Here is a 14,675-nt window from a genome sequence, read left to right as displayed (position 1 = left end):
GGTTTCCCTAGACCGGCAGGATGAGTCAAATCAGGCGAACGCCGATATGGCGTGCCGCGCCAAGCCTTACGCGAAAAAACACGATCTGATTGCGTCGATGGCAAGGCGGTTTTACAGTCAGAATATGGCTCAGTCTGTGTATAATGGTCGGGATTCATGACTGGTAAAAATTCCCATGTTCATCCTGCACAGCTCCAATAAAACCGAGAATCTGGTGGCGCATCTGAGCGCTGTGATCGGAAACGCGCCGCTGTCATCGCCTTTTGCCAAGGAAGTTTTTCTGATCCAGAGCCAGGGCATGGAGCGCTGGCTGTCACAACAACTGGCGACTGAATTCAAGGTCTGGGGCAACTATGAGTTTCTGTTTCCGAACCGCTTTTTCAGCTCATTGGCTCAAAAGGTCAACCTGTCGCTCAGCGATACGGTTTTCGAGCGTAACGTCATGCTCTGGCGGTTTGAAGCCTTGCTGCGCCGGTTACAGGATGATGCCTTTGGGCATGAATTCAAGGCGTTAAAACAGTATCTGACCGGGGAGAATCTCGCCGTCAAACGCTATCAACTGGCGCAGCAGTTGGCGCAGATTTTCGACCAGTACCAGATGATGCGGCCTGATATGCTGGAGCTCTGGAATCAGGGAAAACTGCTTTACCAGTCCGAAACGGAGCGCTGGCAAAGAGCGCTCTGGCTGTTGGTCACCGAGCAGACCGGCGTCAGACACCGCGGTTCGCTGTGGCTGGATGTGATCGAACGTTTGAACAATGCCGGGGAAGATGCTTTCGGCGATGCCGTGCCCGAGCGCGTGTTCGTGTTCGGCGTCAATACCATGCCGTCTTTGTTCCTGAATTATCTGCAGGCGTTGTCCAGGCATTGCGACGTGCATTTTTTTCTGCTGAACCCGGCACGGGAGTATTGGGCCGACATCGAAAGCAGACGTCAGCGCGTCGGATCGGAAACGTTCACCGGACACCCGTTGCTGTCAACGTTGGGCCAGCAGGGCCGCGAGTTCCAGGACATGATTCTGGAGCAGATGCAGTTCGATTTCGAACCAGCCAGTTTTGAGCTCAACGACGCGCGCACAAATCTGCAGCAACTGCAAAACGATATCCTGAATAATGCGCCGGAAAAGCGAGCGCTGCAGAAAGACGACTCGATCCGTATCCATGCCTGCCATTCGCGTATGCGTGAGATCGAAGTTCTGAAAAACGAGCTGCTACTGGCGCTGGAGCAGGACCCGACGCTGGAACTGCGCGATATCGTGGTCATGGCCCCCGACATTCAAGCCTATGAGCCGTTCATCGCGGCCGTGTTCGACGACATCCAGCACGCCATCGCCGACCGCAGCCTGCGCGTGAGCAATAATGCCCTGGAAGCGTTTATTCGCTTCCTGAGCTTGAGCCAGAGCCGTTTCGGCTGGCAAAGCGTACTGGACCTGCTGGAACAGCCGGTGGTCTATCCGGGCTTTGGATTGTCCGAAACCGATCTGGAGCTGATAAAGCATTGGGTGCGCGCTACGGAAGTGCGCTGGGGCAAATCGGCCGGCCACCGGCAGGAACTCGGACTGCCCGAGCTGGGCGGCAACACCTGGCAAGCGGCGCTGGATAGGTTATTAATGGGCTATGCGGTCGGCAGCGATGACGATTTCATCGATGAAGTGCTGCCTTATTGCGATATCGAGGGCTCATCGGCGCAGGCGCTAGGCGGCTTGTGTGAATTCATGCAGCTGGCGTTTCAAGCCAGCGCGGAGCTGAAGCAGGCCAAAACGCTGAAAGCCTGGAGCGCGCAGCTTTACTATTATGCCGATCAGCTGCTGCAGGGCGCCGATCCGGTTGAGCGCCAGCAGCTTAACGAGCTGCTGGTCGAATTGTCGGCCGATGTGGCGGCCGTCCATAATGACGATGTCGAACTGCAAGTCATTATCAGCTGGCTGGAGGGCACGATTTCCGAGCGAAAATCCTCGCACGGCTTTTTGCGCGGCCAGTTGACGTTCTGCTCGATGTTGCCGATGCGCTCGATTCCATTCAAGGTCATTGCGCTGCTGGGCATGAATGACGGCGAATTCCCCAAAATCGACCGCGCCCCGACTTTTGATTTGCTTGGCCAGCATTTCCGCAAGGGCGACCGTTCGCGCCGGGCGGACGACCGCTATCAGTTTCTGGAAATCCTGCTGTCGACACGGCAACGCCTGATTATGACCTATATCGGCCAGTCGATCAGCCAGAACGATGCCATTCCTCCATCCGTCATCATCAGCGAACTGCTCGACGTGCTCGAGGACGGTTACGGGCTGACCGAGCTGGTAACGAAGCATCCCTTGCAGCCGTTCAGTCCGCGCTATTTCGACGGCGCATCGGAGCTGTTCAGCTTTTCGGCGGCCGACTGCGCGACGGCCAGGGCCTTGTCGGCGGCCCGACAGGAGCCGCAATTATGGTGGCAGGGCGCTATTGAAGCCGAAGCCGGCGAGGTGATCGATCTGGGCGATCTGTTTGCCTTCTTCCAGCATCCGCAGCGCCATTTCCTGCGGCGGCAGCTGGATCTGCGCTTTGGCGGCATGGAAGCCAAGGCCGAAGAGCGCGAACCCTTTGAAATCGGCAAGCTGGACGGCTATGCCATCCACCATGACTGGATACAGCAGCAGCTAGGCGGCGCTTCCGCATCGCTGAAAAAACTGCAGGCGCAGGGCCGCTGGCTGGCCGGCAGTCCGGGCGAGCTCGAGTTTGAACGGCAGCAGAAATTGATCGCTGAGTTCGTCAAGCGCATCGAGCAGAAAAATCTGGGCCCGGCCTTGGACGATTTGCCCGTCGACATCAAAGTCGGCAGCTATCGCCTGATCGGCAAGCTGGGCAACCGCTATCAGAATGGCAGCCTGTTCTATCGTTACGCCGATCTGAAAGGCAAGGATTTCATCAACGCCTGGCTGCATCACCTGATCATCAATCGCCTGGAGCCGCAGGCGACCTGTCTGCTCAGCACCGATGAAGATCTGCTGTTTCTGCCCGAACATTGCCAACCCGAATATCTGCCCGAACTGATAGAGATTTACCGGCTGGGCCAACAGCAGCCTGATGCGTTCTTTGTCGAGCCGGCTCTGGCCTACGTCAGGCAGGCGCATAAGTTGAATACCAGCAGCCGCACGACCAAATCGGCGCTCGATACGGCCATGGAACAGTTGGCCAGAGCCGTTGAACAGCCTTATGAGCCGGAGCTCAGAAGGTTTTACCACAATGCCGAGGATATGGCGCGGGTGCTGGGCGAGTCGTTCGAACGGCAATGCCAGGCGCTGCTGCAGGATGTCTGGGCGGCAACGCATGGCTAGTGATTATCGGATAATGAGAATGCATGATTTCAACCCGGTGCAAACCGAACTGCTCAAAGGCGTCAATCTGATAGAAGCCAGCGCCGGGACCGGCAAAACCTATGCCATCGCCATGCTGGTGCTGCGTTTTGTCGTCGAGCAGGACATGAAGATCGAAGAGCTGCTGGTCGTGACCTTTACCAAGGCGGCGACTGAGGAGCTGAAATCGCGTGTGCGCGCCAGGCTGGCCGAAGCCAAAAGGGTCCTGGACGGACGCCTCGATGACGTGGACAGCAATGTAGTCGCGTGGCTGGATAATCTCGACATAGAGCCAGAATTGGTCAGGCAGCGCCTGGAGCGGGCATTGCTGGATATCGATCAGGCCGGCATCTTCACGATACATGGTTTCTGTCAGCGTATCCTGAAAGAGCATGCGCTGGAAAGCGGGCAGTTGTTCGACGCCGAATTGACCAGCGACCTGGCCGACATTAAGCAAGCCTGCGCAGACGATTTCTGGCGCCGGCAGATCTACAAACGTTCCGCTTGGGAAGTTTCCGTGCTGACTGCGGACTATAAAACGCCGCACGACCTGCTGGCCAGCGTCGATTTCATTCCGGCTCATGTCGACATTTATCCGTCAGGCGCTTGTCTGGATAATCAATTGGCCGAATTGAAGCAGTTGGCCGCGTCCGCCAGGGATGCGCTGGATACTTGTGCGGTATCGCTGAGGGATAGCTTTGCCGACGGCAAATTCAAGCCGAGTTATTGCGATAGCTTTGAACAGCATATCCAGGCGCTCAGCGACTGGCTGCACGGCAGGACGGCGCAGTTGCCCGATGCCGAAACTCTGGCGATTCTGACCGAAGACGGGCTCATGGAAGGACTGGACGGCCGCAAGCTAAGGGGCGATAAGAAGGCCGGCTATCTGGCCGACCTGGCGATCGATAACGCACCTTTCAATGTGCTGGCCGAGGCGCAGGGCGTTATTACCCTGACCTTGCGCCGGAGCCTGCTGGAAACCTTGCACCTGGAACTGGACAAGCGGCTGCGGCAGATGAACGTCATGTCGTTCGACGATCTGATCACGCGCCTGTCGGAAGCTCTGCATGGCGACAAAGGCGAGCTGTTGATCGCCGAACTCCGGCAACGCTTCAAAGTCGCGTTGATCGATGAATTCCAGGATACCGATCAGGCTCAATGGTTTATTTTCTCGTCGCTGTTTGCATCGCCCGATCATTACCTGTATCTGATCGGCGATCCCAAGCAGGCGATCTACAAATTCCGCGGCGCCGATATTTATTCCTATCTGGCGGCGCAAAAACAGGCCCGGCATCAATTTACGCTGGGCAAGAACTGGCGTTCGCACCCCGAGCTGGTCGATGCCGTAAACACGTTGTTCAAGCGCGAGCGGGCATTTCTGCTCGAAGATCTGGCGTTTAATGCCGTCGAGGCGGCCGTGCCGGCGGCTGAACGGACGCTGTATCAGGCCGACCGCGCACTTGCGCCGATGGTGCTGTGGCAGTTGCCGCCAAGCGATGCCAAATCGGGCTACTGGACCGCCGGCAAGGCTGCCGACGAGATCAGAAACGCGGTCGTCAATGAAATTCTGCAATTGCTGAACGGCGATTATACGCTGGCCAGAAAAATCAATGACGACGTTATGGCCGGTAAGCTCGAGCCCAGGGATATCGCGATTCTGGTACGGACCAATACGCAGGCCCGCGACTATCAGGCGGCGTTGCGCAGTGTGGGCGTGCCGTCGGTATTGAACAGCACCGAGTCTGTTTTTGCCTCACAGGAAGCCCTGGATTTATATGCGCTGTTGCAGGCCGTGGCGCATCCGGGCGAAATGGCCCTGCTGAAGCAGGCGCTGGCCTTGAGCTGGTTCGGTCTGGACGGCAGGGCGCTTTATGAGCTGATCAACAGCGAGACGGAGCTGGATGCGCGCATGGCGCGGTTTCTGGGCTATTATCAGGACTGGCAGCAAAAAGGCCTGATGGTCATGATGCAGCATCTGCTGGCGCAGGAAGCCATCCGGACGCATCTGTCCGCCACGGTCATGGCCGAAAGGCGTCTGACCAATCTGCATCATCTGGTCGAACTGGTGCAGCAGGCCGCCGTCGACGAGCATCTGGGCATCAATAAAACGCTGGATTGGCTGCAAACGGCCATTATCAAGGCGGAACAGGACAAAAGCAGCGCCGACGACCAGCAGTTGCGGCTCGAGAGCGACGAGGAAGCGGTCAAGATCATCACCATGCACCGCTCCAAGGGGCTGGAGTATTCGGTTATTTTCTGCCCTTATCTGTGGCAGCGCAGCGGCCGCTTGAGCAGCGAAAAGCAGCTGATCAAATGCCATGACAACGGCCGAGTGATCGTCGATCTGGGGTCGAAGGATTTCGAACGGCGCAAGGCGCTGGCGCTGGCTGAAGAGCTGGCCGAGGATTTGCGCGTGTTTTACGTGGCCGTGACGCGGGCCAAGTCGCGCTGCTACATCGCCTGGGCCGATGTCAGGACTGAGAAGGCCGCCAATGATTCGGCCATGGCCTGGCTGCTGGATTTTGCCGACGCCGACTTTGCTGCGCAGCAGGCAAAATTTGACGCCTTATGCGAGTCGAGTTCGTTTGACTATCGATTACTGGAGCTGCCATGCCTGACAACCGGCAATTATCAGCGGCGATTTGCGCCGTGCGATTTGCTCCCCAAAAAACGGAAAAGGTCGTTATACACGAGCTGGCAAATGAGCAGTTATACGGCCTTGTCGAATTTAAGCCTGCACGACGCGCCCGAGTTGCCTGAAGACAAGGCCGGCGAGGCGCAACGGCCGGAGGCCGAAAAGGACAAGCTGGCATTGCCGCGCGGCGCGCATACCGGTAATGTCGTACACGAGTTGCTGGAAAATGTGGCGTTTGCCGATCTGGCCCGGCGCAAGGATATCTCGAAGCTGCGCAATCAGGCCTGCCAGCGCTACGGCCTCAGGCTGGAAACGCCGGAGCTTATTGACGAGTTGCTGCAAGCCGTTGTCACGACGCCGCTGTCCGATACGGATGCGGCTTTCTGTCTGATGAACCTGAAAGAAAGCCGCTGCCTGAAAGAGATGCCGTTCTATTTGTCCATGCAGCCGGTCGACGTTAGCCGGATCAATAAAATCCTTCTCGATACGCCGGTTTTTCAGCCATTGAACAGCAAGCAGATGTGCGGCTATCTGACCGGTTTTATCGATCTGGTTTGTGAGCATGACGGCCTTTATTACATCATGGACTACAAGACCAACAGCCTTGCCGATTATGAGAATGAAACCTTGGCCCAGGCCATGCTCGAGCATAATTATGGGCTGCAATACTGGATTTATACCGTGGTGCTGCATCGCTATCTGCAAAAACGCCTGCCGGATTACAGTTATCAGCGTCACTTCGGCGGCGTCCGTTACTTATTTGTGCGCGGCATGCAGCCTGAGCAGGCCATGAGCGGGGTTTATCAGGACCGGCCGGATCTGGCCAGGATCGAGGCCTTGGCCGCATTGTTCGGAGAATAAGATGCAGGATCAGGAAAGAGTCTATAGCCGGCTGGATATTGCTTTCGCCCGTTTTCTGGGGCAGCGGTGCAAGCTCAGCACTGAGGAAAAGCCACTGTTTGAAAGCCTGGTCAGGCAGTTGTCGCATGAGCAAAGCCAGGGTCACAGCTGCATTCAACTGGCAGAAAGCGACTGCGCATTGGTGCGGGCTTCGGGGTTGGCGGCCGTATCAGGCCAAGCTGCCGGGACGCTGCCTCTGGTGCTTGAGCACAACCGTCTGTATCTGCATCGTTATTGGGATTATGAGAGCCGGTTGGCAAAACAGATCAAGGCGATGGCGCAGGCAAAGCCATCCATAGAAGGCCTAGAGGCCGCGCTGGACCGTTATTTTCCAGCGCTGTCCGATGAGATCGACTGGCAGCGAGAGGCTGCTAAGATGGCGCTTACGCGGGGATTTTGCATTATTACCGGAGGACCCGGTACGGGCAAGACGACGACAGTGGTCAGGATTCTGGCCTTAATGCAGGAACTGGCCTCAGAGCCTCTGCATATCGCCTTGGCGGCACCGACTGGCAAGGCGGCCATGCGTCTGCAGGAATCGATAGGCGCTAACAAAGCGTCGCTGCCGTGTGATGAGTCCGTCAAGCAGTTTATCCCTGAAAAAGTGACAACGCTGCACCGCTTGCTGGGCGCCATGCCGCCATCTCCGTATTTTCGCCATAATGCCGACAAACCGTTGATTCATGATCTGGTTGTGGTCGATGAGGCGTCCATGGTCGATCTGGCGCTGATGAGCAAACTGGCCGATGCGCTAAAGCCCGGCGCCGGCCTGATTTTGCTTGGCGATAAGGATCAGCTTGCTTCGGTCGAATCGGGAGCCGTGCTGGCCGATCTGACGGCGATTTTGCCGGACTGCACGCTGGAGCTGAAGAAATCGCACCGGTTTGACGAGAATATCAAGAAGCTGGCGACCGCCGTAAATCAGCAACAGGCTGATGGCGCCTGGCAGGCGCTGCAGAGTGGAGATAAGAATATAACGCTGCTGGACCAAGACCCTGCCGATTATGTGGCGGGGCGGCAGGTCGACTATCTGCAGCTGGTTAAGGCCGCAGCGTCCTTTGACGAGATCTATCGCGCCTTCAGTCGCTTTCAGGTGCTATGCGCCAACCGGCATGGCAAAAACAGCGTCGCCGAGATCAATCATCTGGTCGAGCAAAAACTCGTTGCGCAAAAATTGATCAGTGTATCCGGGCTTTGGTATGTAGGGCGGCCAATCATGGTCACGCAGAACAACCCTGCTTTGCAGCTTTACAATGGCGATATCGGCATCTGTCTGCCTGACAATGATCAGGACGGAAAACTGATGGTTTTTTTCCAGCGGGCCGATGGCGGCGTCAAAAAATATCTGCCCGCGCGCGTGCCGCATTGCGAGACCGTGTTTGCGATGACGATACACAAAAGCCAGGGCTCCGAGTTCGAGGAGGTGCTGATTGCTTTGCCTGATGCGGTTAATCCAGTGTTGACGAAGGAATTGCTTTACACGGCTATCACCCGGGCCAGAAAAACCGTCAAACTGCTAGCTGATGAGGCAGTGTTTGCGGCGACTGTCGGCCGGAAAGTCGAACGTATCACCGGTCTGGTCGATAAATTCAAATCTGACCCATAAGACTGACAGACTGCATGCGTTAAGACCAACTGGAATTTCGTTTATGGAATCAAGAAAACATGCGCCTGACGCTGTGCTTAGAAGCTAAGCACAGCTCTGCCATTTCTGGCATTAATAATTGCGTTGAACGGAAAATTTAGCCAGTAGAATCAGTGCGTTTTTGTATTCCGAATCCGGCAGGATGTTTAACGCATCGATCGCTTTTTGCGCTTCTTCATCGGCGCGCTGCTCGGTATAGTCAATCGCTTTAGTGCTCTTTACGACGGCGTAAACTTCACTGAAGGCATCGCGATTGCCGTTTTTGACCGCATCGATCACGATGCTGGCTTCACTGTCATCGCCGTGCTGAATGGCATAAATCAATGGCAAAGTCGGTTTGCCTTCGGCCAGGTCGTCGCCGAGATTTTTGCCTAATTCCTCCTGATTGGCCTTGTAATCCAGCGCATCGTCGATAAGTTGAAAAGCGATGCCGAGATGTTGGCCGTACCTGGCCAAGCCCTCCTCCACTTCTTCGGAAGCATTGGAGATAACGGCGCCCAATCGGGTTGCGGCGCTGAACAGGATGGCTGTTTTTCTGGAGATGACTTCGAGATATTTTTCTTCGGTGGTTTCGGGGTTATTGCAGTTCAAAAGCTGCAGAACCTCGCCTTCGGCAATGGCGGTTGTCGTTTTGGACAGAATTTCCATAACGCGCATATTGCCTGTGCGCACCATCATTTCAAAGGCGCTGGAGTAGAGGTAATCGCCGACCAGGACGCTGGCGGCATTGCCCCAGACCGCATTGGCTGACTCTTTGCCGCGCCGGCGGTCTGAATCGTCAACCACGTCATCGTGCAGCAGTGTCGCGGTATGGATGAATTCAATGACGGCGGCGAGCACCAGATGATTGCTATTGACATCGCCCAAAGCCTTGGCTGCAAGCAGCAGCAGCATCGGGCGCAGTCTTTTGCCGCCGTTGCCGATAATATAATGGCCGACCTGATTGATCAGGATAACATCGGAACTTAACTCGTTAATGATGAGCTGGTCGACCGCCTTGGCTTCAGAGATGGTTAAATTCTTGATCGAATTAAAATCAATGGGCGCTGATGCGTTCGATGTGGATTGTGATGCCATTATTTAGTGCTGCGTGTTTAGGTTATTTTTCATGATGATAGCTATGAAATACAAAGCCGTTAAGCTATTATAACTTAATACAAAGTTAATCGCCCATGCTATTGAATAAACTATAGTGGTGTCAATAGCCTTCTTGTGTTATTTTATTGCGAGAATATTAGGGGTCGGTTGATTTTAAATTTGACTTGACTTAGTTTTAAAAATAAAATTATCTGTTCACTTTAAACAGATTAATGCTTGATGGAGCTTGCGCAGATGTATGCGGTAATTCAAACAGGTGGTAAACAGTACCGAGTAGAAGAAGGTACGACCTTAAAAATAGAAAAACTTGAGCTTGGAACAGGCGACAGCATTGAATTCGATAAAGTGCTGATGGTTCAGTCAGGCGGTGATGTTAAAGTTGGCTTGCCTTTCATCGAAGGCGGCAAAGTGACAGCGACTGTTTTGTCTCAAGGTCGGCATAAAAAAGTTAAGATTATTAAATTCAGAAGACGTAAGCACCATATGAAACACATGGGGCATCGTCAATACTATACAGAAGTCCAGATTACTGGCATTTCTGCTTAATATTTAGGAGTTACAGATGGCTCATAAGAAAGCGGGCGGTAGTACGCGTAACGGACGCGACTCTAATGCGAAAAGATTGGGTGTTAAACGTTTTGGCGGTCAAGTCGTGACGGCGGGCAGCATTATTGTGCGCCAACGTGGAACGCATTTTCACGCAGGCGATAATGTCGGTTGCGGAAAAGATCATACATTGTTTGCAACAACTGACGGTAAAGTGCTTTTTCAGGTTAAAGGTCCTAACGGCCGTAAATTTGTCAGTGTAGTTGCTGCATAAAACTTACAAGCCGCACAGAGCGGTAGTATGGTTGTCTAAAAAAGCTCCGCTCGTTAATAGTGGGGCTTTTTTTGTTTTTATCGGTAAGTAAGTTTTTAAATGCGGCGGCGTGATTTATGAAATTTGTTGATGAGGCGGAAATTCGTGTAGAAGCGGGTGATGGCGGCAATGGCAAGGTCGGCTTCCGTCGCGAGAAATATGTGCCGTTAGGCGGGCCTGATGGCGGCGATGGCGGCGATGGCGGCAGTGTCTATCTGGTTGCGGCTGAAAATGTAAATACGCTGGTTGATTTTCGCTATCACTCAGTGCACAGGGCGCAGCGCGGCGAGAATGGCATGGCTCGCAATTGCACGGGTAAAAAAGGTGATGATTGCTATGTGCAGGTGCCTTTGGGCACGCGTGTCTCCGATGCGGAAACGGGTGAGGAGATGGGGGACCTGACCGAAGTCGGCCAGACGCTGCTGGTGGCCAAAGGCGGCTTTCATGGGCTCGGCAATACCCGTTTTAAAAGCAGCGTTAACCGCGCTCCGCAATATGCCAGCAAAGGTACTGAAGGCGAGCATCGCAGGCTGCATTTGGAGTTGACGCTGATTGCCGATGTCGGCTTGCTTGGTATGCCTAATGCGGGAAAATCCAGCTTGATCCGTGCCGTATCATCAGCTCGGCCTAAGGTCGCTGATTATCCGTTTACTACGTTGCATCCTAACCTTGGCGTGGTCAGGATTGATGATCTGCGCAGTTTTGTGATTGCCGATATTCCGGGTGTGATTGAAGGGGCGGCTGAAGGTGCGGGGCTGGGTTTGCAGTTTCTCAAGCACTTGTCGCGGACGCGCCTGTTGTTGCATCTGGTTGATGTTGAGCCTTATGAAAGTTCGGATTTGCCGGTTGAGGCGGCGCGCAAGATTATCCGTGAAGTCGAGAAATGGAGCGATGATTTGGCGCATAAGCCGCGTTGGCTGGTGCTCAATAAAGTAGACAGGTTGCTTGATGAGGAAGTGGGTGAGCATTGTCAGGCAATTATTGATGAGCTTGGCTGGTCGGGGCCGGTCTTTAAAATCTCGGCAATTAACGGGGATGGTACTAGAGAATTAATGTTTGCCATCATGGAATTTTTGGAACAGCATCGGCGAGAAGAAAGTGAGCAGGAGTGATTTTGCGAAAGCCAAACGAATTGTCGTCAAAATAGGCAGTTCTTTGTTGACGGATGGCGGCCGAGGCCTCAATAAGCCGGCTATTGCGGCTTGGGTTAGGCAAATGGCTGCGCTAAGGCGGCAGTCAATTGAAGTGCTGCTGGTTTCCTCGGGTTCGGTGGCTGAAGGCATGTGTCGTCTAGGCTGGAAAACAAGGCCTAAAATATTGCATGAGCTGCAGGCGGCGGCATCGGTCGGTCAGATGGGGTTAGTGCGCGTTTTTGACGATAATTTTCAGCAACACGGACTGCATGCGGCGCAAGTGCTGCTGACGCACGATGATTTATCGGATCGTCAGCGCTATTTGAATGCCAGAAGCACTCTGCTGACGCTGATCAAGATGGGTGTCGTGCCGGTCATTAATGAAAATGATACGGTCGCAACCGAAGAAATCCGCTTTGGTGATAACGATACGCTGGGCGCCTTGGTGGCGAATCTGGTGGAGGCGGATCTGCTGATCATTCTGACGGACCAGAAAGGGTTGTTTACGGCCGATCCCAGTCTGTATCCTGAGGCAGAGCTGATCTCCGAGATCAGTGTTAATGACAGTCGTTTGGATGTGGTGGCTGGCGAAAGCCGTAGTGGGTTGGGGCGAGGCGGCATGTTTACCAAGGTTCGTGCGGCGCGCCTGGCGTCCAGGTCGGGGGCTGCTACCGTGATTGCGGCAGGTGTTGTTGAGGATGTGATTACGTCGGTGATTGCCGGGGCTAATCTGGGGACGTATTTATTGCCGGACATAGAGCCTTTGGCGGCCAGAAAGCGCTGGCTTGCCGGGCAGTTGCAGGTCAAAGGAAAGCTGGTTCTTGATGCAGGCGCAGTCAGGGTTTTAAAAAGTGACGGCAAGAGCTTGCTGGCTGTTGGTGTTAAATCAGTGTCGGGCCGGTTTGAGCGCGGCGAGCTGGTTTCGTGTGTGGATGAAAGCGGTCAGGAAGTCGCCCGGGGGCTTGTCAATTATGGCAGGGCGGACGCAGAGTTGATTGCCGGCAAGAGCAGTTCCGAATTTGAAGCTATTCTTGGCTATGCCGATGATTCGGAAATGATGCACCGCGATAATATGGTGCTGCTGTAAGGCGGCCAAATAAAAAGGCCGCAACTCGTGGGAGTTCGGCCTTTTTATTTAGTAAGACTAAAGCTTTTATTAAGCGATAGATTTTACTTTTGAATTCAGTCTGCTTTTGCTGCGTGAGGCTTTATTCTTGTGGATAAGGCCTTTGTTTACTGCTGAATCGATAATGGGCACAACGGTCTTGAAGGCGGCTTGCGCTTTTTCTTTGTCGCCCGCGTTAACTGCGGCAATAACTTTTTTCACGAACGTGCGTAAATTGCTGCGTTGTCCTGCGTTGCGAATACGGCTTTTTTCCGCTTGTCGCGCACGCTTTTTAGCTTGTGCTGTATTAGCCATAATTTCTCGATTTTTGCTATGTGAGTTAATAAGACCGCATATTATCTTTTTAAATGGTATCATTGTCAAAAAAATAATGAATTAACAGCGAGGAGCAGTATTGAGCGGACAGCTTTTTAAATCAACTGCCGTTGTGGGCAGTATGACCATGATTTCGCGTCTATTGGGGTTTGTCCGGGACATGCTGATAGCGCGGCTTTTCGGCGTTAATCCGGCAACCGATGCATTTTTTGTCGCCTTTAAAATTCCGAATTTTCTGCGGCGCCTGTTTACTGAAGGGGCTTTTGCCCAGGCTTTTATTCCAGCGCTATCAGACCAAAAGGAGCGCGGCAGCCAGGCGGCGTTAAAGCAATTCGTCGACAGGACGGCCGGAAGCTTGGTACTGGTTTTAATGCTGGTCACGATTCTCGGCATGGTTGCTGCACCTGCGCTCATTATTTTGTTCGCTCCCGGCTTTATCTGGCAAGGATCTCAGCATGAACTGGCCGTGCAGATGCTGCGGATTACTTTTCCATATTTGTTTTTTATCTCGTCGGTGGCGTTTGCAGGCAGTGTCTTGAATGCGCACGGCAAGTTTGCCATTCCGGCCTTGACGCCGGCTTTGCTGAATATCTGCATGATCGCTGCCGCAATCTGGCTGGCGCCTCTGATGGCCGAGCCGGTTGTGGCATTGGCGTGGGGAGTCTTCATAGCCGGCGTAGTGCAATTGTTGTTTCAGATGCCGGCCTTGATGCGCTTAGGTCTGCTCCCGCGGCCGAGATTCGATTTTAATGATGTAGGCGTCAAGCGCATGATGGGGTTCATGCTGCCGGCGATTCTCGGCGTTTCAGCCACGCAGATCAATTTGCTGCTGGATACATTGATGGCTTCGTTTTTAGGCGCCGGCAGCGTTTCCTGGTTGTATTATTCAGACCGTCTGGTGGAGTTTCCGCTGGGTATTTTCGGCATTGCCGTGGCTACAGTTATTTTGCCGAGCTTGTCGAAAAATCATGCCGCCGACGATGCGAGGGCTTTTTCGAATTCATTGGATTGGGGGCTGCGCCTGGTTTTATTGATCGGCATGCCGGCCATGGTCGGGCTGCTGATGCTGGCCGAACCGATTTTATCGACACTGTTTCAATACAAGGAATTTGGCGCTGACGATGTGCAGTTGGCCGGGCAGAGCCTCATGGCGTATTCAGCCGGATTGTTGGCATTTATTCTGATTAAAGTGTTGGCGCCTGGTTTCACTTCCCGGCAAGATATGAAAACGCCGGTCCGTTATGGGTTATATGCTATTGCCGCCAATATCATTTTAAACGCTACGCTGATGTTTCCTATGGCGCATGCGGGGATCGCTTTGGCAACATCCCTGAGCGCGTTTTTAAATGCTTTTTTACTGCTTGGCAAACTGTTGAAAGAAAAGGTTTATCGGCCGGCCGAAGGATGGGCATTGTTTTTGGTCAGGATACTGTTGGCAAGTGCGGTAATGGCGGCCGCCTTGTATTATTCTGTTGACGTCAGTCAATGGGGGCAATGGGATTCCATGGACAGAGTCATCAATTTGATCGTATGGATTGCGATAGGGTGTGCAATTTATGCGTCGACATTAGTCATGACCGGTTTAAGGTTCAAGCATTTAGTCGGCTGGCATGACAGTAACGTATTGCAATAG

At 53.8% G+C, this 14,675-nt stretch carries 10 protein-coding genes; 8 read left to right on the top strand and 2 right to left on the bottom strand.

Annotated elements, in window-relative coordinates:
- Positions 1 to 175 precede the first annotated feature (175 nt).
- The 3 genes from recC to recD are packed head-to-tail and all read left to right on the top strand — an operon-like array spanning position 176 to position 8,472.
- A complete protein-coding gene (gene recC / locus ACTNE6_RS17905) occupies positions 176 to 3,313 on the top strand; it encodes an exodeoxyribonuclease V subunit gamma (RefSeq protein ID WP_442497710.1) in 3,138 nt (1,045 codons plus the stop codon).
- 19 nt (positions 3,314 to 3,332) lie between these two features.
- Complete coding sequence (recB, locus tag ACTNE6_RS17900; RefSeq protein WP_442497709.1) at positions 3,333 to 6,827, top strand: exodeoxyribonuclease V subunit beta; 3,495 nt, start codon at positions 3,333 to 3,335, stop codon at positions 6,825 to 6,827.
- 1 nt (position 6,828) lies between these two features.
- Positions 6,829 to 8,472 (top strand): exodeoxyribonuclease V subunit alpha, encoded by a 1,644-nt coding sequence (gene recD, locus ACTNE6_RS17895; RefSeq protein ID WP_442497708.1) that lies wholly within the window; start codon positions 6,829 to 6,831, stop codon positions 8,470 to 8,472.
- Positions 8,473 to 8,583: 111 nt separating this feature from the next.
- Here the strand turns inward: recD and ispB are convergent, their stop codons facing one another.
- Positions 8,584 to 9,588: an octaprenyl diphosphate synthase gene (ispB, locus tag ACTNE6_RS17890; RefSeq protein ID WP_442497707.1), complete on the bottom strand. Its 1,005-nt coding sequence runs from the start codon at positions 9,586 to 9,588 to the stop codon at positions 8,584 to 8,586.
- A gap of 255 nt (positions 9,589 to 9,843) precedes the next feature.
- Here ispB and rplU point away from each other — a divergent pair, with 255 nt between their 5' ends.
- From rplU to proB, 4 genes are all read left to right on the top strand, one after another.
- Positions 9,844 to 10,155, top strand: coding sequence for a 50S ribosomal protein L21 (gene rplU / locus ACTNE6_RS17885; RefSeq protein WP_027159057.1), 312 nt, complete (start codon positions 9,844 to 9,846; stop codon positions 10,153 to 10,155).
- A gap of 16 nt (positions 10,156 to 10,171) precedes the next feature.
- Positions 10,172 to 10,429, top strand: a complete 258-nt coding sequence (gene rpmA / locus ACTNE6_RS17880; RefSeq protein WP_194968180.1) for a 50S ribosomal protein L27 — start codon at positions 10,172 to 10,174, stop codon at positions 10,427 to 10,429.
- Positions 10,430 to 10,545: 116 nt separating this feature from the next.
- Positions 10,546 to 11,580 carry an Obg family GTPase CgtA gene (cgtA, locus tag ACTNE6_RS17875; protein WP_194968181.1) on the top strand — a complete coding sequence of 345 codons (1,035 nt, stop codon included), beginning with the start codon at positions 10,546 to 10,548 and terminating at the stop codon, positions 11,578 to 11,580.
- The gene (gene proB, locus ACTNE6_RS17870; RefSeq protein WP_442497706.1) at positions 11,567 to 12,688 is read left to right on the top strand and encodes a glutamate 5-kinase; all 1,122 of its coding nucleotides are present in this window, start codon (positions 11,567 to 11,569) and stop codon (positions 12,686 to 12,688) included. Before cgtA ends, proB begins: the two co-directional genes overlap by 14 nt.
- A gap of 69 nt (positions 12,689 to 12,757) precedes the next feature.
- Here the strand turns inward: proB and rpsT are convergent, their stop codons facing one another.
- Entirely contained in the window at positions 12,758 to 13,021 is a 264-nt protein-coding gene (gene rpsT, locus ACTNE6_RS17865) for a 30S ribosomal protein S20 (RefSeq protein WP_027159061.1), read from the bottom strand.
- Between the two features lie 100 nt (positions 13,022 to 13,121).
- Between rpsT and murJ the strand changes: the two genes are divergently transcribed.
- On the top strand, positions 13,122 to 14,675 hold the full coding sequence (gene murJ, locus ACTNE6_RS17860) for a murein biosynthesis integral membrane protein MurJ (protein ID WP_442497705.1): 1,554 nt from the start codon (positions 13,122 to 13,124) through the stop codon (positions 14,673 to 14,675).

It is taken from the genome of Methylobacter sp. sgz302048, from assembly GCF_052162025.1.
Taxonomy (GTDB): Bacteria; Pseudomonadota; Gammaproteobacteria; order Methylococcales; family Methylomonadaceae; genus Methylobacter.
The sequence above is the reverse complement of the archived record's forward strand: the minus strand, read 5'-3'. Positions and strand labels throughout refer to the sequence as shown.

Coding starts and splice junctions, on each gene's coding strand:
- recC (WP_442497710.1), top strand. CDS start 176: ATGTTCATCCTGCACAGCTCCAATAAAACCGAGAATCTGGTGGCGCAT.
- recB (WP_442497709.1), top strand. CDS start 3,333: ATGCATGATTTCAACCCGGTGCAAACCGAACTGCTCAAAGGCGTCAAT.
- recD (WP_442497708.1), top strand. CDS start 6,829: ATGCAGGATCAGGAAAGAGTCTATAGCCGGCTGGATATTGCTTTCGCC.
- ispB (WP_442497707.1), bottom strand. CDS start 9,588: ATGGCATCACAATCCACATCGAACGCATCAGCGCCCATTGATTTTAAT.
- rplU (WP_027159057.1), top strand. CDS start 9,844: ATGTATGCGGTAATTCAAACAGGTGGTAAACAGTACCGAGTAGAAGAA.
- rpmA (WP_194968180.1), top strand. CDS start 10,172: ATGGCTCATAAGAAAGCGGGCGGTAGTACGCGTAACGGACGCGACTCT.
- cgtA (WP_194968181.1), top strand. CDS start 10,546: ATGAAATTTGTTGATGAGGCGGAAATTCGTGTAGAAGCGGGTGATGGC.
- rpsT (WP_027159061.1), bottom strand. CDS start 13,021: ATGGCTAATACAGCACAAGCTAAAAAGCGTGCGCGACAAGCGGAAAAA.